This window comes from Epilithonimonas sp. (assembly GCF_032054305.1).
Classification (GTDB): Bacteria; Bacteroidota; Bacteroidia; order Flavobacteriales; family Weeksellaceae; genus Epilithonimonas.
The window spans coordinates 270,208-295,549 of record NZ_DAMBSX010000002.1 but is presented as its reverse complement, the minus strand read 5'-3'; the positions used below and the strand labels follow the sequence as shown (position 1 = coordinate 295,549).

Annotated in this window: 25 protein-coding genes and 1 other RNA gene; 6 read left to right on the top strand and 20 right to left on the bottom strand. The window is 33.5% G+C overall.

What is annotated here, in order from left to right; translation table 11 throughout:
• Positions 1–115 precede the first annotated feature (115 nt).
• The 4 genes from RTX21_RS05315 to RTX21_RS05300 form a co-directional block, all read right to left on the bottom strand.
• Positions 116–1,837: a phospho-sugar mutase gene (locus tag RTX21_RS05315; protein ID WP_312765818.1), complete on the bottom strand. Its 1,722-nt coding sequence runs from the start codon at positions 1,835–1,837 to the stop codon at positions 116–118.
• Between the two features lie 19 nt (positions 1,838–1,856).
• Positions 1,857–2,558 carry a GIN domain-containing protein gene (locus tag RTX21_RS05310; RefSeq protein WP_312765817.1) on the bottom strand — a complete coding sequence of 234 codons (702 nt, stop codon included), beginning with the start codon at positions 2,556–2,558 and terminating at the stop codon, positions 1,857–1,859.
• Between the two features lie 139 nt (positions 2,559–2,697).
• Complete coding sequence (locus tag RTX21_RS05305) at positions 2,698–3,651, bottom strand: glycosyltransferase family 2 protein (RefSeq protein WP_312765816.1); 954 nt, start codon at positions 3,649–3,651, stop codon at positions 2,698–2,700.
• Between the two features lie 106 nt (positions 3,652–3,757).
• Entirely contained in the window at positions 3,758–4,345 is a 588-nt protein-coding gene (locus RTX21_RS05300; protein ID WP_312765815.1) for a DUF4199 domain-containing protein, read from the bottom strand.
• A gap of 131 nt (positions 4,346–4,476) precedes the next feature.
• Here RTX21_RS05300 and ffs point away from each other — a divergent pair.
• Positions 4,477–4,574, top strand: an RNA gene (gene ffs / locus RTX21_RS05295) — signal recognition particle sRNA small type.
• A gap of 70 nt (positions 4,575–4,644) precedes the next feature.
• Here the strand turns inward: ffs and RTX21_RS05290 are convergent.
• The 5 genes from RTX21_RS05290 to RTX21_RS05270 all read right to left on the bottom strand — a co-directional run bounded on the left by RTX21_RS05290 (position 4,645) and on the right by RTX21_RS05270 (position 9,752).
• A complete protein-coding gene (locus RTX21_RS05290; protein WP_312765814.1) occupies positions 4,645–5,328 on the bottom strand; it encodes a metal-dependent hydrolase in 684 nt (227 codons plus the stop codon).
• Between the two features lie 304 nt (positions 5,329–5,632).
• The gene (gene menA, locus RTX21_RS05285; protein ID WP_312765812.1) at positions 5,633–6,562 is read right to left on the bottom strand and encodes a 1,4-dihydroxy-2-naphthoate octaprenyltransferase; all 930 of its coding nucleotides are present in this window, start codon (positions 6,560–6,562) and stop codon (positions 5,633–5,635) included.
• A complete protein-coding gene (locus RTX21_RS05280) occupies positions 6,563–8,104 on the bottom strand; it encodes a serine hydrolase (protein ID WP_312765811.1) in 1,542 nt (513 codons plus the stop codon). It lies immediately after the preceding gene.
• Positions 8,105–8,130: 26 nt separating this feature from the next.
• Positions 8,131–8,967 (bottom strand): 1,4-dihydroxy-2-naphthoyl-CoA synthase, encoded by an 837-nt coding sequence (locus RTX21_RS05275; RefSeq protein WP_312765810.1) that lies wholly within the window; start codon positions 8,965–8,967, stop codon positions 8,131–8,133.
• A 293-nt stretch (positions 8,968–9,260) separates the two neighbouring features.
• Entirely contained in the window at positions 9,261–9,752 is a 492-nt protein-coding gene (locus RTX21_RS05270; RefSeq protein ID WP_248877136.1) for a DUF4920 domain-containing protein, read from the bottom strand.
• 133 nt (positions 9,753–9,885) lie between these two features.
• Here RTX21_RS05270 and RTX21_RS05265 point away from each other — a divergent pair, with 133 nt between their 5' ends.
• Positions 9,886–10,698: a head GIN domain-containing protein gene (locus RTX21_RS05265; RefSeq protein WP_312765807.1), complete on the top strand. Its 813-nt coding sequence runs from the start codon at positions 9,886–9,888 to the stop codon at positions 10,696–10,698.
• A gap of 78 nt (positions 10,699–10,776) precedes the next feature.
• Here RTX21_RS05265 and RTX21_RS05260 read toward each other — a convergent pair whose 3' ends face one another.
• Genes RTX21_RS05260 through RTX21_RS05245 form a run of 4 tightly spaced genes read right to left on the bottom strand, consistent with a single transcriptional unit; the run spans position 10,777 to position 13,581 of the window.
• Entirely contained in the window at positions 10,777–11,553 is a 777-nt protein-coding gene (locus RTX21_RS05260) for a hypothetical protein (RefSeq protein ID WP_312765806.1), read from the bottom strand.
• A gap of 2 nt (positions 11,554–11,555) precedes the next feature.
• A complete protein-coding gene (locus RTX21_RS05255) occupies positions 11,556–12,653 on the bottom strand; it encodes a Nif3-like dinuclear metal center hexameric protein (RefSeq protein WP_312765804.1) in 1,098 nt (365 codons plus the stop codon).
• A 13-nt stretch (positions 12,654–12,666) separates the two neighbouring features.
• On the bottom strand, positions 12,667–13,119 hold the full coding sequence (locus RTX21_RS05250) for an RES family NAD+ phosphorylase (protein WP_312765803.1): 453 nt from the start codon (positions 13,117–13,119) through the stop codon (positions 12,667–12,669).
• A gap of 6 nt (positions 13,120–13,125) precedes the next feature.
• Positions 13,126–13,581 carry an antitoxin Xre/MbcA/ParS toxin-binding domain-containing protein gene (locus tag RTX21_RS05245; RefSeq protein ID WP_312765802.1) on the bottom strand — a complete coding sequence of 152 codons (456 nt, stop codon included), beginning with the start codon at positions 13,579–13,581 and terminating at the stop codon, positions 13,126–13,128.
• A 120-nt stretch (positions 13,582–13,701) separates the two neighbouring features.
• Between RTX21_RS05245 and RTX21_RS05240 the strand changes: the two genes are divergently transcribed.
• Positions 13,702–14,544, top strand: a complete 843-nt coding sequence (locus RTX21_RS05240; RefSeq protein WP_312765801.1) for an ion transporter — start codon at positions 13,702–13,704, stop codon at positions 14,542–14,544.
• A 121-nt stretch (positions 14,545–14,665) separates the two neighbouring features.
• Positions 14,666–15,463: an alpha/beta fold hydrolase gene (locus tag RTX21_RS05235; RefSeq protein WP_312765800.1), complete on the top strand. Its 798-nt coding sequence runs from the start codon at positions 14,666–14,668 to the stop codon at positions 15,461–15,463.
• On the opposite strand, the gene RTX21_RS05230 is transcribed toward RTX21_RS05235, so the two are convergent.
• Positions 15,435–16,238, bottom strand: coding sequence for a patatin-like phospholipase family protein (locus tag RTX21_RS05230; protein ID WP_312765799.1), 804 nt, complete (start codon positions 16,236–16,238; stop codon positions 15,435–15,437). The two genes, RTX21_RS05235 and RTX21_RS05230, sit on opposite strands and share 29 nt — an antisense overlap.
• Before the next feature lie 66 nt (positions 16,239–16,304).
• Positions 16,305–17,696, bottom strand: coding sequence for a dihydrolipoyl dehydrogenase (gene lpdA / locus RTX21_RS05225; RefSeq protein ID WP_312765798.1), 1,392 nt, complete (start codon positions 17,694–17,696; stop codon positions 16,305–16,307).
• Between the two features lie 329 nt (positions 17,697–18,025).
• Between lpdA and RTX21_RS05220 the strand changes: the two genes are divergently transcribed.
• Positions 18,026–19,087, top strand: a complete 1,062-nt coding sequence (locus RTX21_RS05220; RefSeq protein WP_312765796.1) for an acyltransferase — start codon at positions 18,026–18,028, stop codon at positions 19,085–19,087.
• A gap of 137 nt (positions 19,088–19,224) precedes the next feature.
• On the opposite strand, the gene RTX21_RS05215 is transcribed toward RTX21_RS05220, so the two are convergent.
• From RTX21_RS05215 to RTX21_RS05195, 5 genes are all read right to left on the bottom strand, one after another.
• On the bottom strand, positions 19,225–21,375 hold the full coding sequence (locus RTX21_RS05215; RefSeq protein ID WP_312765795.1) for a VWA domain-containing protein: 2,151 nt from the start codon (positions 21,373–21,375) through the stop codon (positions 19,225–19,227).
• A gap of 11 nt (positions 21,376–21,386) precedes the next feature.
• Positions 21,387–21,911, bottom strand: a complete 525-nt coding sequence (locus tag RTX21_RS05210) for a sigma-70 family RNA polymerase sigma factor (RefSeq protein ID WP_312765794.1) — start codon at positions 21,909–21,911, stop codon at positions 21,387–21,389.
• Between the two features lie 203 nt (positions 21,912–22,114).
• Positions 22,115–23,005: a TIGR01777 family oxidoreductase gene (locus RTX21_RS05205; protein ID WP_312765793.1), complete on the bottom strand. Its 891-nt coding sequence runs from the start codon at positions 23,003–23,005 to the stop codon at positions 22,115–22,117.
• Positions 23,006–23,015: 10 nt separating this feature from the next.
• Entirely contained in the window at positions 23,016–23,831 is an 816-nt protein-coding gene (locus tag RTX21_RS05200; protein ID WP_312765792.1) for a DCC1-like thiol-disulfide oxidoreductase family protein, read from the bottom strand.
• Between the two features lie 576 nt (positions 23,832–24,407).
• A complete protein-coding gene (locus tag RTX21_RS05195) occupies positions 24,408–24,908 on the bottom strand; it encodes a MarR family transcriptional regulator (protein WP_312765790.1) in 501 nt (166 codons plus the stop codon).
• 249 nt (positions 24,909–25,157) lie between these two features.
• On the opposite strand from RTX21_RS05195, the gene RTX21_RS05190 reads away from it, so the two are divergent.
• Positions 25,158–25,334 carry a hypothetical protein gene (locus tag RTX21_RS05190; RefSeq protein ID WP_312765788.1) on the top strand — a complete coding sequence of 59 codons (177 nt, stop codon included), beginning with the start codon at positions 25,158–25,160 and terminating at the stop codon, positions 25,332–25,334.
• Positions 25,335–25,342: the final 8 nt, after the last annotated feature.

Sequence of the window (25,342 nt, the reverse complement as noted above, 5' to 3'; positions counted from 1 at the left end):
CTGAGTAAATCAAATTACATAACAAAAAAGTTCTCAAAACTAAATTAAATCAGTAATTGAGAACTTTATTTTAAAAATATTTTAGATTATATTTTTATCTGATAAAAATTTTCAATTACAGATTCAAATCCTGTTTTACCTTAGCAATTTTCTCTTCAAGCTTAGGAAGTTTTGCCACAAAATCTTCTTTTGAAGAGATGCTGTCTTTTACAGAAACATAGAATTTGATTTTTGGTTCAGTTCCTGAAGGACGAACACAAACTTTAGTTCCATCTTGAGTATAGAAAATCAATACGTTAGACTTTGGAATATCGTCCATTACTTTTTTCTCATTCTTAGAAACAACAAAACAAGTCTGCTCTTTGAAATCCTTCACTTCTTCTACAAAAGAACCTGCAATTTCTTTTGGGGGATTACTTCTGAAATCACTCATCATTTTCGTAATTTCTTCAGCTCCGGTTCTACCCTTTCTCACGACATTAATCAAACCTTCGTAATAGAAACCAACTTCTTTGTAGATGTCAATCATATATTCATAAACCGTTGTTCCATTGGCTTTACACCAAGCTGCGATTTCACAAGCCGTCAAAATTGAACCACAAGAATCTTTGTCACGAACGAAATCTCCGGTCATAAAACCGAAACTTTCTTCACCACCACAAATGAATTTTTCCCGACCTTCAAAATCACGAATCATTTTTCCGATCCATTTGAAACCAGTCAATCCAACTTTGCAGTCCACTCCGAATTTCCCAGCAACATCAAAGAAAACATCAGAAGTCACAATCGTAGAACCAATAAACTCTTTTCCTGTGATTTTTCCGGCTTTTTTCCATTGGTCAAGAATATAATAAGTTAAGATGGTGTTGGTTTGATTTCCGTTCAGAAGCTGCATTTCGCCTTCAAGGTTTCTAACTGCAATTCCTAATCTGTCACCGTCTGGGTCTGTTCCGATTACGATATCTGCATTAGTAATTCTTGCCAAATCCATTGCCATAGAAAGAGCAGCGGGTTCTTCCGGATTCGGGGAAGCTACTGTTGGGAAATTTCCGCTAGGAATCATTTGTTCCTTAACTAAATCCAATTTAGTAAATCCAGCTTTTTTCAATGCTTTTGGAACAGTTGTATAAGTTGTTCCGTGAATGGATGTGAAAACGATATTCAGATTATCTCTTCCCACATTTTGATAAAGAGAATTTTCCATACACGCATCGATGTAAATATCATCCTGGTCTTCGCCAACCCACTCTATAAGGTCATCATTTCCGTTAAATTTGATATCTTCAAATTTCGTCGAATACACTTCTCTAATGATATTTTCGTCGTCTGGTGGTACGATTTGTGCGCCGTCATTCCAATACACTTTGTATCCATTATATTCCGGTGGATTGTGAGAAGCCGTCAAAACGATTCCCGCATTGCATTTTTTATCTCTAACAGTGAAAGACAATTCCGGAGTTGGGCGATGTTCCTTGAACAACAGAACTTTGATTCCGTTGGCTGTCAAAACATCAGCAACGATTTTTCCGAATTCTTTCGAGTTATTACGAACGTCATAAGCAATTGCTACTTTGATTTCTTCATTCGGAAAAGATTGATGAAGATAATTTGCCAGACCTTGAGTTGCCTGACCTAAAGTATATTTGTTCAAACGATTGGTTCCAACGCCCATCACGCCACGCATTCCTCCTGTTCCGAATTCTAATTCTCTGTAAAAAGAATCTTCCAAATCCGGAGAATTAGAATCGATTAATGTTTGTACTGCATTTCTGGTCTCTACATCAAATGCTTCTGCAAGCCAAAGTTTTGCTTTATCTAATGTTGATAATTCTGACATTATTTATAGTTTTTGTTTCTTAATTAATTTTCTTATTCTCCAAAGTCGCTTTATCAGTCACTTTCAGATTTTTCGAAGGATTTCCATAATAAATCAATTTTGATGTATTACCGATTTTTCCTTTGATCTCCTCATCTACGTTCAGTTCTGCATAATTTCCGTTCTGAGACTCAATTTCCAAATCTTTGATATACCAATACGGCGAAATAATACTCGCAGTATCTTTGATATTAAGCTTGGCTAAAGTTGTTTTTCCCAACAGATTAGCTCGGCTTTTGTTCGTCATTTCTATCTCAGATTTTTCTGAAATCACTGAACCGATAAATTTAGCATTATCTTTTAAATGAAGAGCGAAATTTTCAACTTTCATTTGACTTGAAATGTTAAGTTCTACAGAATCAGCTATTTTAATCACATCAAAAGGATTTTTTCCGTAAATCGTGATATTATAAAAATCCACTTTGTCTGTTTCGCTTTTCTCTGTGATTGACAAATTTTTATCCTTAACTTCAATATTAAGATTATCAAAGAAATTAGGATAAGTTTCTACATTCACAAAGTTGTGTGGACTTTGAACATAAAACACTCTGAATTTTCCTTTTAAATCTAATTTAGAAAACTCAGACAATTCTACATCTTTAGATTGGATTTCTCCTTTTGGAGAGACTTTTCCGCAAGAAACGATTGTTAGGATTAGAAATAAGTATAATATTTTTTTCATTCTTTGAATTTGTTAATTGACGAAATATAAAACATAATATTTGTCATTCCGTAGGAATCTAAATTTTTATAATTAATCGTTTAATAAATACTGTTGAGATTCCTACGGAATGACAAAAACAGCGTTTAAAATGAAATAATTATATCATTTCCTCAATATGATAATTCTTGTGGTCGCGGTTGCTCCTGATAATTAATTCGCCTAAGAATCCCGCTACAAAAAGTAAACTTCCCAAAATCATCATCGTCAATGCGATAAAAAACCAAGGATTATCGGCAATCAGATTTCCATAGATTTTGAAAATGTAAACGTCAATCAGTTTCGAAATTCCTAACCAAATGGCTGATAAAAATCCGATGATGAACATCAAAGTTCCTGCTGCACCAAAAAAATGCATCGGTCTTCCGCCAAATCTGCTGACAAACCAAAGCGTTATCAAATCCAAAAAACCACGAATAAAACGTTCTGTCCCAAACTTCGAAGTTCCATAAGGTCTTGCCTGATGCTGAACCGGTTTTTCTGTAATATTTCTGAAACCTGCATTTGCTGCTAAAACCGGAATAAAACGATGCATATCGCCATAAACATCGATGGATTTTACAACTTGTTTTCTGTAAGCTTTCAAGCCACAATTGAAATCGTGAAGCGAAACTCCAGACACTTTTTTAGCTGCTGCATTGAAGAGTTTTGATGGAATATTTTTGGTCATCACATTATCAAAACGTTTCTTTTTCCAACCGCTTACAATATCGTAATTACCTGTCTTTACCATTTCGTAAAGTTCAGGAATTTCTTCTGGAAAATCCTGTAAATCAGCGTCCATCGTGATAATCACGTCACCATTCACTTTTTCAAAAGCGGCGTGAAGCGCTTGTGATTTCCCATAGTTTTTGGAAAATTTAATCCCGTGAATTTGTGGATTTTGGATTTTCATATTTTCTATGATAGACCAAGATAAATCCGTACTTCCGTCATCTATGAACCAGACTTCGTAAGATAATTTGTTGTCTCGGCAAACGTTGTCGATTCTGGTGAACAACTCCTCCAGAGAGTCTTGCTCGTTAAGTAATGGGACGATTATAGAAAGATTCATTTTTTATAAAAAGATGTTAGATGTTAGATATCAGATATTAGATTTTTAATTTTAGAGTAAATCATTAATTTAAATAAAACCCTATAATTATTTATTATCCAACATCTTACTCATATCGTTTTTTGTTTTTCAAAAATCCAGCGATGATAATAGACAAAAGTAAATAAAATAGTAAAAATCCACCAAAAATAGCTGACAAAAATTGGAAAGAAAAATAGTTTCTGTTTTCCTTTTTTGCAATGTCTCTTGCTAATTTTTGCTCTTTATAATTATCTTCTAATTCTTTTACTTTATTTCTATCTTTTTGATTGGCCGCTTCAATTTTCAGTTTTGCATAAGACTCATCCAGATTTTTCATTTCTGTTTGGATGTATTGATGATTCAGCATTTCTCTTGCTTCTGTATCTGCATAATTCAGAAAAGCAAAAATCGCCAAGATAGAAAGTCCACCTCCAACGAACAAAGTCAAGAAACATTGCTTGAAAGCTTGCGGATAAGTGATTTTATTGTTTCCACGCAACCAAAGAACTGAAAGAAATCCAGCTAATACGTAAAGAAAAGTCATCCCAAAAGCATTGACTTTCATACTAGTATCAAAATAATTGGCATCTGCGAAAAAGTAATAAACAACGAAGAAAGTCAACATTGTCGCTAAAAATAAACCAAAGCCAATGGCTACCGGATTTTTTGTCATAATTTTATTTTTCTAAAAAATTGAAAATTTTTAATTCTGAGAATCAGTTTTTTAAAATCATAATTGGATTAATAATCTTAATATTCTGTGTTTCTCATTTTTTAATTCAATATTAAATTTTATCTTTGCCCTGGCAAGTCCTAAACAACCAGCTCCTGAGAATCCTCCAGGGTGGGAACGCAGCAAAGGTAATCGGTTGTAGCGGTGTGATTTAGGTAGCTTGCCATTTTTTATTTCTATATTTTAAGAGATTAAGCAATATTCAAGATTTTGAAATTACTTAATCTCTTAATTTTTTGTTAGAATTCGAACTCCTCTCCTAATTTTGGTAAAGAAAACTCGATATTTTTATCTGAGAAATGCTTTTTCGCTTCTTCGTGATTGATTTCAATCGGTGGAAAAGTATCGAAATGACAACCGATAACTTTTGGTGTCTTCAATAATTCTGATGCTGCAAAAGCCGCTTTTCTAGGACACATTGTATAATGTTTCCCAACAGGAAGGATTGAAAGGTCTAAAGTCCCAAAAACCTGCGGGAACAAGCTCATTTCTGAACTTACACCAGTATCTCCAGCTAAATAAAGATTTCTTCTATCCGGAAATCTGAAAATATATCCAGCTGCTAAACCTCCATAACTTCCGTCTGGGAAAGAACTTGTGTGTAATGCAGGAACCATAGAAATCTTCAAATCATCGATTTTTGCAGAACCTCCAAAATTAATATCAATATTATTAGAATGTCCAAAATATCCGCAAATCTCCGGCTGCCCAATAACGGTCGCATCAGGGTGATTTTCAAGGACTTCTTTCACATCAGCAATGTGGTCACCGTGTGCGTGAGTAATCAAAACATAATCGATTTTCTGAGCTTTGATATCAAAACCAGATTGCTCTTTCTGATAGTTGTAAAAAGGGTCAGCAAGAATCGTTTTTCCATTGTATGTGAACAAAAAACAGTTTTGTCCTAAGAATTTTATTTTCATTTTATACTAAATTTAATCAATTATTACTGCTTCATAATTAAAATAATAAATCAGATATAAACAAAAAATGATTATTAAAATTTGAATTATTAAAATAATTATATTGTGTGATATTCTTTCTTTTAAAATTTGTAATGAAATTATAAAATCAATTAACAAAACAATTCCTAAAAAAATTGGAAGAACATCTATTTCCGATATTGATAATCCACTAAATAATAATTCTTTAAGCAACAATAAACAAAAGGTTGCAAAAGTTACTATTGATAAAAAAGAAATTATTTTTTGGAATTTATTCATATCATTAAATAACAAAATTAAGTCCGACAGCCGTCAAAACAGCCATCATAAAAGTTAAGATTCCGACTTGTTTTAGAAATGGGTCTAATAATTTGGGTTCTTTGATTGCCATTACACTTCTTCTCAATTTCATGAAAGGAAATATCAATATCATCACGATAAAAGGATAATAAAGACCTCTTTCCTGAAATCCATTGTACATCAGAAAAGCTAGCATTAATAGAATTGGTAATTGTAACAAGATGATTTCGTAAATCATTGCTTTTTTGTAGCCTAATCTCAATGCGAAAGTTTTCTTACCTGATAATTCGTCATTCACGATATCTCTCATATTATTGAGATTTAGAACTGCCATACTCAACATTCCTATAGCGGAAGCTGGAATCAGAATATCATAATCGAAGGTTTTTGTGAAGAGAAAATAACTTCCACAAACAGAAACCAATCCGAAAAAAATGAATACAAAAACGTCTCCCAATCCTAAATATCCATAAGGTTTTTTACCAACCGTATAACCAATCGCAGCCAAAATACAAGCCACTCCTAAGCCAATAAAAATCCAGAATTCTTTGATATTCGCTGGATAAAAAGCAACATATAATAATGCAACCGTTGCAATACAAGATAAAATCGATAACAAAATCACAGCATTTTTCATTTGATTGGCTGTAATTTTACCAGAAGCCACAGCTCGTTGCTCAGCTTCTCCTATTCTATTTTTGTCTGTTCCTTTTACACCATCGCCATAATCGTTGGCAAAATTGGAAAGGATTTGATATAATAATGTCACTAAAAGCGCCAAAGCGAAAATTCTCCAATCCCAAGTTCCTCCATTTTCAGAAAGTCTCCATTTTGCAATGAAAGCTCCCATAATAATTCCACTCAAAGAAAGTGGTAAAGTTCTAAGCCTTGCAGCTTGTATCCAATGTTTCATTTATTTTATTTCTGTGGCTTTTAAAGTCGTTGTTTTTGCACCAAAATCTGCACTGTTTTTTATTTCGAAATCAATAGAATTATCTTTGAATGAAATCGTCATCCAATGTGAATGCGGCGTTTCCAGATAAATTGTTTTCAGCTCCAAAGTATTTTCATCTTTCCAACGGAAACTATTTGTGATTTTTGCAGGATAAAGTTTGTAACTATCCGTTAAAGATTTTCTATCCGATGTTGGCTGAATCCTCATTGTTTCTTGCTGATTCCACTTACCTGAAGTGAATTCGAAAGGATAAGCTTTTCCATTAATGGTCAATTTCATTTCTAATTTTTCTCCTTTTGAAATTAATGAAACAGATTGATATTTATCGTTATTCTCAGTGAATGAATACGATTTATTGATTTTCGGGAAGATGTCACTTTTTAAAGCTTCAATAGAAATCTTACTTTCTAAATCTTTCAGATTCTGATAAGCCAATTTGTTTTCAGGAAGTGCTTTCGGTTGAAAAGCTGGTAAAAGATTTTCCCAAATGACATTTAATTCTTCTTGCAAATTATTACTTTCTGCTGTTATAACGACAACCGCATCCTGTTCTGGCAAAACCAACATATATTGTCCGTAAGCGCCATCGCCACGAAAGGAATTGAAACGACTTCTCCACATCTGATAGCCATAACCTTGAACCCAATCGTTTTCGCTTTTCAGCTTTTCATCGGCATTTGGATTTTGTAAAATGTGTACAGAACTTGCTTCATTAATCCAATCTTCGGAGATAATTTGCTTTCCGTTCCACTTTCCTTTTTGTAGAAAGAGCTGGGCAAATTTAGCCATATCTTCCGTCTTTACACGTAACCCCCAACCGCCGGTATTAATGCCTTGCGGATTATTTTCCCAATCGTAATCTTTGATTCCCAGCGGGTCAAACAATCTAGGTTTCAAATAATCTGCAACCGTTTGACCTGTCACTTTCTGGATAATCGCAGAAAGCATAAATGTCGCCAACGAACTATAATTGAATTTGCTTCCAGGTTTATTATCAATTGGAACTGCCAAATAAGCTTTTACCCAATCATTTTCACTTCCACGGATGAAATCAGGTTCTTTTTCCATTCCCGTTGACATTGTCAGTAGATTTTGGATTGATAATTCTTTAAGATTATCACTGATTTCGGAAGGTTGTTTATCCGGAAAAAAAGAAATGACTTTATCGGTAACTTTCAATTTATTTTCCTGAACAGCAAAACCAATGGCGGTCGCAGTAAAACTCTTACTGCAGGAATATAATCTGTTCTTTAAATCTTTTTGATAAGGATTCCAATACACTTCCGAAACCACTTTACCGTGTCTCAAAAGCATAAAACTGTGGAATTCCGTTGATTTTATTTTATTTGCAGCCGTCAAGAACTTCATTATCGCTTCTGAAGAAATCTCTTCTTTTTCAGGAATGCTTCTTTGCAAAGGACTTTGAGCAGAAAACAATGCACAAGCAAAAGCCATCTGTGGCAATAATGCTTTTCTGCAAATAAAAGATGAATGGAACATAGGCAATTGCTCTATTTATTCGATAGTTAAGAAATCCACTGGTCGTCTCCGAAATTCGGTTTACGCTTTTCCAAGAAAGCATTTCTACCTTCTTTTGCTTCTTCTGTCATATAAGCTAAACGCGTTGCTTCTCCAGCAAAAATCTGCTGACCAACCATTCCGTCGTCTGTCAAATTCATTGCAAATTTTAGCATTCTGATGGAAGTTGGAGATTTAGCAAGGATTTCTTGAGCCCATTCGTAAGCTGTGTCTTCCAATTCTGCGTGAGGAATTACAGCGTTGACCATTCCCATATCAGACGCTTCCTGGGCAGAATAATTTCTACCTAAAAAGAAAATTTCTCTGGCTTTCTTCTGACCCACCATTTTCGCTAAATATGCAGAACCGTAACCTCCGTCGAAGCTCGTTACATCAGCATCGGTTTGTTTGAAAATCGCGTGCTCTTCACTCGCCAAAGTCAAATCACAAACCACGTGAAGCGAATGTCCACCGCCAACAGCCCAACCGTTTACCACAGCAATAACAGCTTTTGGCATAAAACGAATCAAACGCTGAACTTCCAAAATATTCAAACGATGTCTTCCGTCTTCGCCAACATAACCTTGATGTCCTCGCGCTTTTTGGTCACCGCCGCTGCAGAAAGCGTGACCACCATCTTTCGGGCTTGGACCTTCTCCAGTTAATAATACAACTCCGATGGACGAATCTTCATAAGCGTCATAAAATGCGTCGTAAAGTTCTGAGGTTGTTTTTGGTCGGAAAGCGTTTCTGACTTCTGGTCTGTTGATAGCGATTCTTGCGACGCCATTTGATTTTTTATAGGTAATATCTTGGTATTCCTTAACGGTTTTCCAGTCTGCCATTTTTTGAAAATTTAGAGTGTAAATATACACAGATTAATCGGATTCTGGAAGCGTGATGACGGATGTCAGATGTCGTTTTTTGCGCGAGCGCGTAAGGGATAGTAGCGGTTATCCTTTTTTTGCTTTGGGAAAAGCTTGGGCAAAAAAAAGATATGAGCGGATAGTCCGACCCGCTTGTTTTTCTATGGCTAACTTTGATTTTTATAGACAAACGTTCTGGAAAAACAAAGGGTTACGCCCAAATAAAAAAGCCTCAGAAAAATCTGAAGCTTGTAAACTATATTGAAATCAAGTTATTCTACAACCTTGATCGCACTTGCCAAAAATCTAGTCTCAGTTTTTGGTTCTTTGATAGCATCAATTTCTGCCTGAGATTTTTTAGCGTCTTCTGCGTAATGTTGCAATTCTTTCACAGAAGTGGTTTTGCTTTCTGCGCTGCCCTCCAAGACTACAGTTTTACCTTCCAAAGCAGTTGGAACGAAAAATGCGTAATCTTTCATCTTAACGAAGAAAGTTTCGCCAGAATCTGTTGCCAGACTTACCCAACATCCCTTTTTCGGGCAAACACCGGTAACTTTTCCTTTGACGGAAGTTTTAGCGATTTTCGGCGTTGCTTTTAATTCTTTGTTCAGTTCATCTGTGGAAATGGCTTTTTTAACGGCTTTTGCAGAGACATCTTGCCCATAGAACTCTCCTACTTTGGCGTCACCTGCTGGTGGACCAGATTGTGCGAATGCTGAAACAGACAGCCCTATCAGTACGAATGCAAACAATATATTTTTCATAATCAATGATTTATTTTTAATGCTGTAAATTTAGAAAATTAATTAAAATGAAAATTTTTATTTTTTGATGTAACGAAAAATACTTTTCAATTGTCATATTAATAACAAATCAAAACTATAAAAAATTATACTTATGAAAATAAAACTTTTATCCCTAATTCTTTTGGCCTCTGTTACCAATTTTTCCTGCATACAGAAAAACGGTTCCAATGATGTGATGTTTTCTCATCTATTATCAGACTCCGGAAAAGGCGAAGTGATTGAGAAATCTTATTCTGTTGATTTTGATGAGTTACAAATCTCAACTTCTCTTAGTGCAGAAGTTTTTAAATCCAGCGAAGAAAAAATTGTTGTGTACGCTCCCTCTGACCTAATGCAATATGTGGTTGTGAAACAAGACGGAAGAAAAGTTCAGGTAAAAATTCAATCTGAAGGTAAACTAAACATCTCAACTGACAGAATCAAAATTAAAGTTTATGCGAAGGATTTTAACGGATTGGTAGCCAACTCCAGTGGAAGTATTACTTTGAAAGATGATTTCAAATTTTCTGACCTTGATGTGAAAGTTTCAAGTTCTGGAAACATTAAAGGAAATATCAACGGAAACAATATTAATATCCAAGCTTCCAGCAGTGGCGATTTTTATGGTGAAATCAATGCCAGAAATCTGAATATGCAATCTTCTTCTTCAGGCGGAATCAACATCACAGGAAAGGCAGACAGCGTAAGTGCACAAGCGTCTTCAAGCGGCGATATCAAAGCTGAAAATTTAACAGCAGACAGCGCAGTTCTTACGACTTCTTCCTCGGCTGACATTACGATTGGTGTTCGCAATAGTTTGACAGCAAGTGCTTCTTCCAGTGGCGATATCAATGTTGTGAAAAGAGGCGACCTGAATAAAGTGACCAAAAACGAAAGCAGCTCCGGATCTGTTAATATCCGGTAATTTTATATTATTTTCTCTAAAATGAAAGAGACCTGAATTTCAGGTCTCTTTTATATTTATTAAAATCAAATTCTGATTTTAGAACTTGATGATATCTTCCATTTTAGCAGTTTCCTCGTTTACTAACTCGTCATCTACCAAGATTTTACCAGAATGCTCATCGATAATAATTTTTTTTCTTTGAGCAATTTCCATTTGCTTTTGTGGCGGAATTGTAAAGAAAGAACCTTTTGGTGCTCCTCTCTCCAAACCTACAACGGCAAGACCTGTAGATGAACCTTGACGGATTCTTTGATAAGAAGCCAGCAATCTGTCATCGATTTTCTCGGCAAATTCTTTAGATTTTTCCAATAGATAATCTTCTTCTTTCTGAGTTTCAGAGATCAGATTATCCAATTCGTTTTTCTTATGGTTCAAGTGGTTTTTTAGTTCATCGATTTTAGCGTTCAAATCAGACAAAGTTTCTTTTTTGTGGTCTATTTTCCCACCAAATTCTTTGATTCTTTTTTCAGCTAACTGAATTTCCAATTCCTGATATTCTACCTCTTTTGCCAAAGCTTCGAACTCTTTGTTATTTCTAACGTTATCTTGCTGTGTTTTATATTTATCAATAAGAGTTTGAGCTTGCTTCATCAAGTCTTTTTTGCTGTTGATTTCAGCATTTTGCTCAGCAATTTCAGATTCGAATTTTTGGGCTCTTTTTTCAAGACCTTCAATTTCTATCTCAAGGTCTTCTACTTCAATCGGCAACTCGCCTCTTGTATTGCGGATCTCATCCAAACGGGAATCGATGATTTGCAAATCGTAAAGAGCTCTTAATTTTTCTTCAACAGAAATTTCGTTTACTTTAGCCATATCTATATAAAATAATTAACAGGATTTGTTTTTTTTGTCGTTTTAGCGACTGCAAATGTAGTGAATTTTTCGGACAAAATTTCAAATAATTGTTGAGTTACAAATTGTTCTGATTCGAAATGTCCAATATCGCAGATCAGCATTTTATCTACCGCTGAAAAAAAGTCGTGGTATTTCACATCACCTGTGAGATAAGCATCACATTTTGCAGATAAAGCAGCTTTGATTCCGCTTGCACCGCTTCCGCCTAAAACACCTACTCTTTTGATTTTTTTCTGAGTTAAATTATTGTGTCTGATAACATTAAGATTGAATTTTTCTTTCACGAATCTCAGAAAATCAACTTCATCCATTTCCGTTTCCAAATCTCCGAATCTTCCTAACCCAGTATATTGATTTTCGTTTTCGAGAGAAATTAATTGATAAGCGACTTCTTCGTAAGGATGATTTTGCTTCATCGCAAAGAGAATCTGATTTTTCTTGTAATCTTCAAAAATCACGGATAGCAAAACTTCATTTGCATTTTCTCTTTCGTTATGAGTTCCAGTTACAGGATTTGAACCATCCAAAGGTTTAAAAGTTCCATTTCCATTAATTGAAAAACTGCATTCGTCATAGAAACCGATATTTCCTGCTCCAGCTTCAAACAATGAATTTTTCAATTTCTCAGCAGAATCAACAGGAATATAGACTTCTAGTTTTTTCAATTGATTTTGCTTCGGCATCAGAATGTTTTGATTCTTCAAACCAAGAACTTCGCAGATTTTATAATTTACTCCAAAATAATCATTATCAAAAGCTGTGTGAATTGCATAAATCGCAATTTTATTTTCCAAAGCTTTTAAAACCGCCCTTTCCACATAATTTTTTCCAGTAATAGATTTTAATCCAGAAAAAATAATTGGATGAAAGCAAAGAATCAGATTAAAATTCTTTTCAATTGCTTCATCAACAACAGATTCCAGCGCATCGTGCGCAATCAAAATACCAGAGATTTCTCTCTCAGGATTTCCGCAAAGCAATCCGACGTTATCAAAATCTTCCGCCTGTTTTATAGGAATGATTTGCTCAAAATCTTTTATAAACTCTTTGATTCTCATTAATTTGATATTTTTATCTGATGAACAGTCTGTCATCAAAAGTAAATTTTTCTATTTTTTTGATTTTCACCTCAGGAAAATTATTATGTCTCGGATTGATGATATAATTGAATTCACCTTGAACCGCGGCTGAAGGAACTTTCATAAATAAAAATTTGTTCTCTTTAAGGAATTTATCTCCAATTTTCTGAGTACTATCCGGATGCGGAAAAGTATTCCAGTCTTTCGGTAATCTTTTTGGTTCGAAAAAATTAAGCTCAGGGAACTCTATTTGAACCAAACGATAATCCTTGGGCAAAATACCCAAAGGAATATGAACAGCAATCTCTGTAACACACAAAGCAATAGATTGCCCTGTGTACAAAGCAGAATTACCTTTGCTATTCCATCTTCCGCCAGCTATTTCAGCGCCTTTTCCAGAAAGGTCATTAGCATAAATTTCTTTCGCCAATCTATAAACTATCATCCAATATTATGCTAAAACACCGTGCTCTATGCGAGTCAACTCATCCATAAGAAGAGAAACACCAAAATTACTGCCCAATAAATCCTGTGGTTTTGTTTTGCCCAAAGCAAGATTCTCTGACTGTAGCCATATCAGAAAATTTTCAGAAGAACCAAAAACCTCTTTACCTCTTGTGTAAAGCATTTCTATCTGAAGAATTTTCTCTGACTGTAAAGTATCAAACGTTTTTTCTTCTTTCTGATATCTGGATAAAGTTTTCCCGGAAATATGAAGAAAACCAGCCCACTCTTGAAAACTAAAAGGGAATTTTTTTACAAGATTATCAAAAAAATTAAAAGAAATGCCTCTTTGGGCAATATCTATAATCTTGAAAACGCCCGCATCATCAAAATTCTGATATCCATAGATTGCGGCAGATTCTTGAACAGTATCTATTGTTTCTGTGACTTTATATTTTTTCATCGTTCTTATTTTTCTTTTACAAATATACGACTTTTGTCTTGAAAAAAAAGACTTTTGTCTAATATTTTAAAAAGCATTAATTTTGATTACTTTTATCATATCAATTTCAATTTTTGAGTTATGAGAATAAAACCAGAATTTGACCTTATTCCCGAGGAAGGCTGGAGAAAAAAAATTTACGAAACTGTTTATTTATCACACACAAAGGCAGGTAAAATATTTGACATTAGCTTATTGCTTTTAATACTCATCTCTACCGTTTTATTAATGGTAGAAACGATTCCAATTATAAGGCTGCAATATTATAAAGAGTTTTACTACGCGGAATTTTTCATTACACTTATTTTTTCAATAGAGTATGTTTTAAGGATCATCTGCATAAAAGATAAAGAAGAATATATTTTCAGTCCCTTAGGGATTATTGACTTCCTCTCTATTATTCCTTTTTATATTAGTTTATTTTTTCCGATTTGGCATTTTGTGGCGGTTATAAGAATACTTCGAATCCTAAGGGTTTTCAGAATTTTCAATCTTGCTGATTATATGCACGATGGAAGATTCATTGTTTCCGCTCTAAAACACAGTTCCAGAAAAATCTACATCTTTCTATTGTTTATGATAATTTTCATTGTCATTATTGGGTCATTGATGTATGTTGTGGAAGGAGGAAAAAATGGATTCAGCAGTATTCCACAAAGTGTTTATTGGGCAGTTGTGACCATTACTACAGTTGGTTATGGTGATATTTCTCCTGGAACACCTGTTGGTAAAATTTTATCAATGATTGTGATGCTTTGTGGTTACAGTATTATTGCAGTTCCCACGGGCATTGTGACTTCAGAATTCAGAAAACAAAAGAAAAATAATTTTCAATGCAATAGGTGCGGGAACGAAGATAATGACGAGAATGCTCGGTTTTGTAAAATTTGTGGCGACAAAATCATTAATTTAAATAAGAATTAATTTTTAAATAATTTAAGGTTAGAATAATATCGTAATGTAAATAATTAAAAATAATGCGTTATATTTGATTAATCGAAACTAATATACAATTATAATCAGAAAAATATTTAAATAGAGCATTATGAAAAATTTTTATTTCATACTTTGGATTATTCTTGTGAATTGTCTGTACAATTGCTCAACTACGGTATCTATTTCTGACAATACTTTCCCTGAAATACCTGATGCAAAGTATCACAATTATAAAACTGTTAATTTTTTGGCGTCTGACGAATTAACAATTTATGCTGACTATTATTCTGGAAACGGAAAGCGTAGTCCATTAATCATTCTTTACCATCAGGCAGGTTTTAGCAGGGGCGCTTTTAGAAATATTGCTCCTAGATTGGTTAAGTTGGGGTTCAGTGTTTTAGCTGTTGACCTTAGATCGGGAGATATGGTAAATCATGTAACAAACCTCACTCAAAAAGAAGCTATAAAAAAAGGAAAATCAACAGCATTTCTAGATGTAATCCCGGATTTGGAAGCGTCTTATCATTACGCTAAAAATCAGTTGAAAGCAAAAAAAATAATCTATTGGGGAAGTTCCTTTTCAGGTTCGCTCGGATTCTATATGGCTTCAAAACATCCTCAAGACTACAAAGCTCTTATCGCTTATTCACCGGGAGAATATTTTAAAGTAGAAAATAAGAGTATTTCTAGCTTTGCAAAGGATGTTAAAATCCCAGTTTATATAGCTTCTGCAAGAAATGAGGAATCTGCATGGAAGCCAATATACAATTCTTTGGAAACTAAAAAAGACTTCTACCTCCCTTCCAAAACTGCAGGCCATCACGGAACTATTACGCTTTCTTCCTTCTATGATGATGCCGAGGAAAATTGGCAAGCCATTATTCCCTTTTTACAAAGATTGAAGTAAATTCTTCCTCATTTTCATTAAAAGAACGTTTGGCCTCTTCATATCCAATATCGAAAATCTCTTGTAAGCGTTGAGGATTTCTTTCAAAAATTCCGTATTTGGATAATTTTTTTGAAGTAATGAACCAGTCACAAAAAGCGAATTTGTAAATCTCTGTTCGATGAGACAAAAGTTCATAAGCTCTTGTGGTAACAGAACGGATTGTTTTAAGGTCATTTGCTTTTACATCTTGTGGTGGCGTGACATAAACCCCAATCAGCTTATCGCATTCATTATGGATGACATCGGCGGGAAAATTATTTAGAACGCCACCATCGCTGTACATTTCGTCATTAATAAAATAAGGCGTAGAAATCCCCGGAATACAAGACGAAGCAATAATAGCATCAACAATTTTATAATTTTTTTCAAATACTTTTTGTTGCCCGGTAATCAATTCTGTGGCTACAATTCTCACATCTTTTTCCAAATCTCCCAAAGTCATATCCTGAAAAATCGGATTGAGATACGTCGTAAAAATAGCAGACGAAACAAACCCAGGCTGATTAAACGTAAAATGCTTCCAATGAAAAAAATAAATAGACTGAAAAAAATCCAAAATTTCCTCAGGAGTTTTCCCAACAGCATACAATGAACCAACAATAGAGCCAGCGCTGCAACAGGAAAGAATATTTGGTTCGATATTTTTCTCTTTAAGAAACTTCAACACACCTGCGTGAGCCAATCCACGAGTTCCTCCACCAGACAAAACCAATCCTAATTTTGAATTTTCCATTAAGTAAAATTAAAAAAACCACAGAACAATCTGTGGTTTTATAGTATGAATATTATGTTAATCCTATTAAATATGAATCACTTCTCCGTAAGCAGCAGCAGCAGCTTCCATTATCGATTCTGACAATGTTGGATGCGGGTGAATAGATTTGATGATATCGTGACCAGTTGTCTCTAATCTTCTTGCAACAACAGCTTCAGCAATCATATCAGTAACGCCGTCTCCAACCATATGGCAACCTAACCATTCACCATATTTAGCATCAAAAATAACTTTGATGAAACCATCAACGTCGCCATTTGCAGTTGCTTTTCCAGAAGCTGAGAAAGGGAATTTACCAACCTTGATTTCGTAACCTTTTTCTTTAGCTTGCTTTTCAGTCAAACCAACAGAAGCGATTTCCGGATGACAATATGTACAGCCAGGAATGTTTCCATAATCAATCGCTTCAACGTGAAGACCTTTGATTTTCTCAACACAAGTAATTCCTTCAGCAGAAGCTACGTGGGCCAAAGCCTGAGTTGGGATAATATCACCAATTGCATAATATCCTGGAACAGAAGTCTCATACCATTCGTTCACCAAAACTCTTCCTTTATCAGTTTTGATGCCCACTTCTTCCAGGCCGATTCCTTCTAAGTTCGCAGCAATTCCAACAGCGGAAAGTAGAATATCAGCTTCCAGGATAACTTCTCCTTTTGCAGTTTTTACTTTCGCTTTAACACCTTCTCCGGAAGTATCAACAGATTCCACAGAAGAATTGGTCATTATTTCGATACCCGCTTTTTTCAGAGATTTCTCAACGTGTTTTGAAACTTCTTCATCTTCCAAAGGAACAATGTTAGGTAAAAACTCAACAACAGTTACTTTAGTTCCCATGGAGTTATAGAAATCAGCAAACTCAATTCCGATAGCGCCTGAACCTACAACGATCATAGACTTCGGCTGCTCAGGAAGCGACAATGCTTGTCTATATCCGATTACTTTTTTACCATCTTGAGGCAAGTTTGGCAATTCTCTGGAACGTGCTCCAGTTGCGATAATAATATTAGTTCCAGAATATTCTGTTGATTTTCCTTCAGCATCAACGACGGTCACTTTTTTGCCAGCTTTCACTGTCGCAGTTCCCATAATGACGTCCACTTTATTCTTTCTCATCAGGAAAGCAATTCCGCTACTCATTTTAGACGCTACACCTCTACTTCTCTGAATCACTTTTGTGAAATCGAAGCCTGGATTTTCTACTTTATTGAGGCCATAATCCTCAGCATGTTTCAAATAATTGAAAACGTGAGCCGATTTCAGAAGGGCTTTGGTTGGGATACAGCCCCAGTTAAGGCAGATACCTCCAAGATTTTCTTTTTCGATTATAGCGGTTTTGAAACCCAACTGAGCAGCTCTGATTGCAGTCACATAACCGCCAGGCCCACTTCCAATAACAATAATATCGTAGTTCATTGTGATTAAAAAATTTTAGCGAATTTACGGAAAATTATTGGAAGCATAATATGACAAAAAGCAACTTTGTAAGTTGCTTTTTGTTATTTATTTTTTGTTTTAAAATAATATTTTCTGCGTTCAAAAATGATTTATTTTTCTACGATTGAATACACAACCTTAAATCATCAATAAATTCCGTGAATTTGTAAAATGTATACTTAATTGATTATCAAAATAAAATAGTAGTTTATGATTTATAGAGGGAACTGTAGGTTTGCAATTTAGGGACTATTAGATAAAAATGTTTGCCTTATTAATTTATAAAGCAATACATTTGAAAAAAAATAATGAGAGTTTCAATTTTAGACGGATTCAGAGTAATTGCAATTTTTGTGGTAATGCTATTTCATTACTATACCACATTTTTCGGCACCTATTATTCTTATATAGTTGACACGTCCAAAATTTTTAAATTTGGTTTCTGGGGCGTTCAATTTTTCTTTATTATTTCAGGATATGTGATTCTTATGAGCCTCCAAAGTAGCAAAAATTTTTTAGAATTTTTAAAAAAGAGGTATATCCGTCTTGCTCCAGGAATGTTTGCCGCGTCGCTTATTACCTTTGTAATATTTTCTATCTCAAAAACTCAAATGTTTCCAAAATCAAGTGAATATAAAAATTTTATTTTTTCAAATACATTTTTACCTCAGGGGCTAGCGACTATATATTTTCCACAATTAAATCTCAAATATATCGATGGTGCCTACTGGTCGATTTGGGCGGAAATAACATTTTATATCATAATTTCTGCATTATTTTTTCTTAATAAAAAAAATATAATACGAAATTTTGGAATCATCTCAATTGGCGGAATGTTATGCTTTTATGCTATAAATACTGTAGAAAACAAATTCATGGTTGACCTGACCGCTGCAAAGAGATTTTTTTTAATCTTTAACTTTTTTCAATATTCAATATGGTTCTTTATAGGAGTTTTACTTAGAAAATCATACTTACAAAATGAAAGAAAATATTTTATTGGTATAATCTTATGTTTCATTCTCATTATTTTAATTCATAGATCACTGCTTATAACTGCAGTAAGTCTTATTGTTTTTTGCCTGCTGTATCTTTTCCTCTATCGTCAAAACTTAATTTCATTTCTTGGAAATCCACTAATGTCTAAAATTGGGATTGCAACATACTCTGTTTATTTGCTACAAAACAATTTGGGCGTTCTCATAATTAATAGAATAAGCCCATACTTCGGGAAATTTAATTTCATAATTGGAATATTAGTAATTCTATTGATGTTTTGGCTAGGCACATTATTATATAAATTCGTAGAAGTACCAGGAACCAAATTTTTAAAAAGCATCATTTTTAAACCACGCTCTTCAAACAATTAATTTCATATTTATGACATTGACATCATAGACAAAAAAATATACTCATCATATCTCGATTTAAATTTTGATGTAGATTTACCCAAAATTACTGGAAGCATAATATGACAAAAAGCAACTCTTGGAGTTGCTTTTGTAATTTAATTTTTAATTATTTTAAATGTTTCGGAATCGAAACCGTATTTCAGACGAATAAGATAAACACTTTGTGGATAAGCTGAAATATCGAATGAATTAATACCTTTGCCCAAATTATTTTTCCTTAATAATATTTTACCTGTATAATCGTATAGAACAAATTCTTCTATATCCCGTTTTGTATCAATTTTGAAAATACCTTTCGTCGGGTTTGGATAAATCTTAGTAGCAAAATCCTTTTTATCCAAGCTTTCTACCTCCAATTTTTTATTGATATACTCTTTCGTAACACCATTTTTACAATCTGGAACAGTGGAACGCTGAAGAATCAATCTCAATAACAAATCATTCAATTTTTCCACTTCATATTCACTTGCTGTTGGTTTGATGTGATTATTACCGATTCCGCTGTCGTTGGTCAAAAATGTGTAGGTTCCGTTTGTCAGCAAGGCAAATGTCCGCATCAGATATTCCGTTTGTTTATCCGTATCACTTGCCGCAATTGGGATGATTGTAATTCCTTTTTTGGAAGCGGACTTAATTTTTTGATGGAGTTTTTCAATATTTTCATCCGACAAGTGTGGCGGAGCATCCAGAAGAAGAAACATTATTTTTGTGGAATTTTGGTTGCTCCAGGCCAATCCATCAATTGATGATTCCAAAGCTTCCGCAACTGCTTCCGGTGTGTCTCCTCCTCCATCTGCATTTTGTTTTTTAATGAAATTAATTAAGTTTTCTGCATCATTAGAAAAATCAAATTTCCTGGTAACATATTCATCGCCATTATCACGATAAAAAACAGAACCATATCTTACATTGGTATTCTTTAAATTAGATTCAACTTTTTTCAGAACATCCAATAATTCTGATTTCAGATAATTGATTTCGTCGCCCATAGAACCTGTGGCATCAACTACAAAAACCAAATCTAAAGACCTTTTTCCTGTACAACTTTCATTGATTTTAATCAAATTCTGTCCGGTTCGGAATTCTTTTGGATTATTTGACAGAATATTTCCGTCTTCATCAATAATAGAATATTGCTGTGAATTTACTCTTTGATTTATTAATGAGGAAATCCAGAATTCAGCATTACCACGATTATCTGTCACGCTTTCCCAAACCACTTCTTTTTTATCATCAATCAACTTCAATTTTTTACTGATAATCGGATTGTTATCAAAATTGGTCAATTGTACAGAAACTCGTCTGTCTGGGAAAAATTTCCAGGTATTTTTATATTGGTCAAGAATTGGAACTGCAATATCCTGCCAATAGTCCCATTTGGAAAAATCATTCACTTCACCAGCTGTAAGTTTTCCTGCATCCGGTAATTCCGTTTCGACTTCGGTGATTGGAGCTTTCTTTTGTGATTTTTTGAATAGTTTTTGCCAAAAAGTTTTTTTGTATCCAACTACAACTACTTCTTCAATATCCTTATTATAGCTTTTTGAAGGACTTCCTGGAGTTTCGATACCAGGCGAAATTGCAAGACCAGCAACTTTTCCTTCCAATGCCGAACTAACTTCTGAAAAATAAGCCGATTTAGCCTTTACAGTTTCGACTTTTCTTTCATAATAAGCATAATTTTCAACAATTTCTGACGATGTTTCGAGTCTTTTAGAAATTGGCGGCGGCGGAGTTTCTGAATCTTTCTTTTTAATATATTTTTCGTCAAAAATAGCGACCGATTGTTTCTGCATAAAAATCTCATCATTTTTCTTTCTTTGAACTTCCAAGTCTATTTTATCTTTCTTAGGATCAACCTCATGATAAGCAATAATATCTTTTCCTTCAGCAGGTTTTATTGGATTTTTCACCAAATTCTCTTCAAAAGTTTTATTGATTTCTTCAACTTTTTTTGAAGTTTCTGTTGAATTTGGATTAAGTGGTTTTCCAAAATCTTTTTTAGCAATCTGAGGTTCAATTTGTACTTTATCGTCTTTTATAAAATACAAAACGCCAAACGTCAAAGCCAATCCCACAGCAATTCCGTAAGGCAACCAAATCGGAATGATTCTCTTCTTTTGTTCTTTCTTTTCCAGTTTTTCTTCAACTTTCCCCCAAACTCTCTCAAATGAAGGAAATGTTGAATTTTCTTCCGCTGATTTTCCAGCATCGTTGAACATTTTATCGATATCTTGATTTTCCATTTTTTTAAACTTTAAGAATTAATTGTTTGAAGTTTCACGAGTTCCTGCAATTTCTTGCGGGCAAAATTCACTTGAGATTTGGATGTTCCTTCAGAGATAGAAAGCATTTGCGCAATTTCTTTATGAGGATAACCTTCCATAGCAAACAAGTTAAAAATTGTCCTACAACCTTCCGGAAGGAAATTAAGAAGAGATAAAATACCTTTCTCTTCGGAAACATTTTCTGATTCCAAATCTGGTAAATCCACAAAACTTTCTTCAATAGAAATCGAAAATGGTTGTTTCTTACGAAGCTTCTGAAGACATTGATTGACCACAATTTTCTTTGCCCAGGCATCGAAAACTTGAAAATCTTTGAGTTGTTCCAGTTTTGTGAAAATCAGGTAGAAGGAGTCAGCTAAAACTTCCTCCGCATCTTCGTCGTTTTTCAGATAACGTTTGCAGGTCGCGAAGAATCGTCCTGCATATTCTTCATAAAGTTTCCGCTGCGCATTGCGGTCTTTATTTCTGCATCTTATGTATATGTCGTGTTCCATACATTGGCTTTTATAAGGAAAGATGCAATAGTTTAAAAAAGGTTGGAATTATTTTGAAAATTAATGAAAAATTTTGAAAGTTGATTTCCAAAATTTAGTGAATTTAGTTTTTATTGTGAAAAGTCTTCGACTCCGCTCAGACTGATATCTCTAAAATTTAAATTAGATTGTAACACTGAGCGGAGTCGAAGTGTTTTATTATATTATAACTTCTCTAAAGCTTTTCCAAAATCATCATATTTAAATTGAAAACCATTTTCCAGCAAAATCTCTGGATAAACATTTCGGCTTTTCAACATCAATTCTGTTTCTGTTTTGATAAAAATTGAAGCCAATTCCAACAACCAAACCGGACTTGGAACTCCAAAAGGAATCTTGAGTTTTTCCCGAAGTTGTTTCATCATTTCTTCATTGGTCAATGGTTTTGGAGCGGTAATATTTATTTCACCTTTCAGGTTTTCATTTTCAATGATGAAGTTTACGGCTTCACAAAAATCATCGATATGAATCCAGCTCATCATTTGATTTCCTTTACCTTGTTTTCCGCCTAAACCAAATTTGGCGATTTGTTTAAATTTTGGAAATGCGCCACCATTTTTCCCTAGAACAATAGAAGTTCTAAGTGTAACTTTTCTGATATTTTTATTTTCTAATTTGAAGCATTCTTTTTCCCAAGATTTACAGATATTCATTGAGAAATCGTCGCCAATGATTCCGGTTTTCTCCGTATTAAGATGCGTTTCTGAATGAATATAAATCGTTGCAGAACTTGCATTAAGCCAGATTTTTGGTGGATTTTTACATTCATCGATGGCGCTTTGCAGAACTCTTGTTGAATTGATTCTGGAATCATAGATTTCTTTTTTATTCTCGTCATTATATCTGCAATCCACAGATTTTCCTGCAAGATTGATGAGAACATCTGCATTTTCCAATTCGTTTTTCCAAGCTCCGATTGTTTTTGAATCCCAGAATATTTCGTTATTGCGTTTTGGATTTCTTGTCAGAATTTTGACTTCTTGATTTTTACTAAGGAAAAATTGTTCTAAATTTTTACCAAGAAAACCAGTTCCGGCTGCGATAATTATTTTCATTGTAATTGATTTAATTATAAACAATGTATAAAAGAACAGTTCCAAAAGTGAGTCGGAAAATCATCCAGGAAATAGTTGGAACGATTCCGAATTTCAGAATTCTGCATCGTCTCAAATGCTCTAAAAACATTATGAATACTATAATTCCGAAATAAATAAAATAAAATATTTGATTAAACTTGAAAAATAAAGCTGGAATCAAAAGCAATGTTCCTAGCAAAGAAACCGTCATCATATTTCCCAGATAATCCCAAATTCTGTGTTTGAGATAAATTCCCATAAATGTGCTTTGCCAAAGTATCTGCATACAACAAATGAAAAATTCTAATCCAAAATTATTTTCGAAATCAGGAAACATACGCTGATTGTAAAATCCTAAAACATAAGCGGAAAACATTAAAACAAATCCAAGATAAAAAATTCTGTATTTCAAGTTGAAATCAGGAACGCAGTTGTCCTCGGTCAAATCTTTTGCTGAAGGAATGATTTGTTTTCTGTTGTAAGAAACGAATTTGTAGAGTCTCTGGAAAAACCAATGAAAAGGTTTTATTCTTGCGATTTTTTCTAACGTCGGAAAAGAATTACCAATGATTGTGAGTAAGCTTTCTAATCCGTAAATTACTCTATTATTTTTCGTGTCGATTAATGCAATTTCGTTTTTTGAACGATGAATGTCAATCTTGCTTTTTGTTTCAGGAGAAATCTCTGAGAAGGCTTCTCTCCCGTTTTCATCGAGCATTCCGGATTTGATAAAACCTTTTGAATAGATGTTGCACATTGGACAATCGTTGTCGTAAATGAGAATGTGGTTTTGTAAAGTTTTCATTGTGTTTGATTTTGAGATTTGTAAATTATATATGTATAAATGATATAAGAAATCGCCAAAAATGGACTATAAATGAAACCACAGAAAAGTATATAGAAAAATATTTCACCAACTTTTTCAATTTGAGAATCATAAAAATAGATTAACCAAACAGGGATAATTAAGATTCCATATATAGTATACATTAAATTTTTAGGATATTTTAATCCAAAACGAATTAAATAACTTAATAATTGGAATCCTCCGATTACATGGTAAAATAGAAGGAAATAATTTTCAAAAATCAAGTCATAATGTTTAATAATAAGCCATCCAACAATATATGTGATGAAAATTATACTTTGAAAATAAAAGTCGTATTTGATAAAAGTTTTCATTGTATTTAATTTTAAAGGTTGAGGAAATCGCCTTTTGTTCTTCGGTTCGTTTTGAAAAGAATTGTCATAATGATTTTAAAGAGTATGTTTTTCATAATTTTAAAATATTTTATATTTTCAGTAATTATTGAAAATTAATTCGAAATAAAAAAGGAAAATGATTTCCTTTTAGATTCTTCAACGAGCTCAGGACGACCCATTATTTTAATAAGTTGGTAATTTTTCCAACCAACCAATGGTCGTCACTTTTTATTGCCAAATCCATTATATTGAAGACCTTGCCTGTAACACTTTCCATTTCTTTCATCAAGTCTGTGAATTGTTTCGCCTCTTCTGTATCCTCATCTACAATTTTGAGTTCTGCAATTGAATTTAAAACAGGTTCTATTTCTCTTTTTTTACGCTCTTTTACAAGTTGTTTGAAAAGAAACCACATATCTCGTTCTGCTAAAAAATACTCTTTTCTATCGCCTTTCAGGAGTTCTTTTCGTACAATTCCCCACTCTAAAAGATTTCGAAGATTCATATTGGCGTTTCCTCTGGAGATTTGCAAAGTTTCCATAACTTCATCTGTTGACAAGGGTTTTCCTTCTGCCAAAAGCAAAGCATGGACTTGCGCCATTGTTCTGTTTATTCCCCAATTTGTGGCTAATGTTCCCCAAGTCTGGATGTATTTTTCTTTGGCTTCTTCCAGTTTCATTTTGTTAAAGATTAAATTCTTATGCAAATATAATTAAAATTTCTAAACTTTCAAAAATTATTGAAAATAAAATAATTTTTATTTTACTTTTAAGTTAATATTAAAAAATATTTAATTATAAATTAATAAATAATAATTACTTATTATTGCTAAATTTGTTGAAAATAAACTATGAAATATACTTTAATAAAAAGAAAAAAAAGTTTTCGTACAAAATCGGAAACTGAATTTGTAAGTTGGATGAAAAAAATGGATCATCAAATTTGGAATGATAATCAGGATTTTATGGAAGGTTATTCTTATAGAAAAGCAACTTTTGAAAATATTCTGATCCGTCATGATAATGAACAAAATTTTATAGAAGACCTTCAAAAAAATAACCTTTTGAAAATAGAATCTTCAAAAGGCTTTTTAGGTTTATTTTAACATTATTC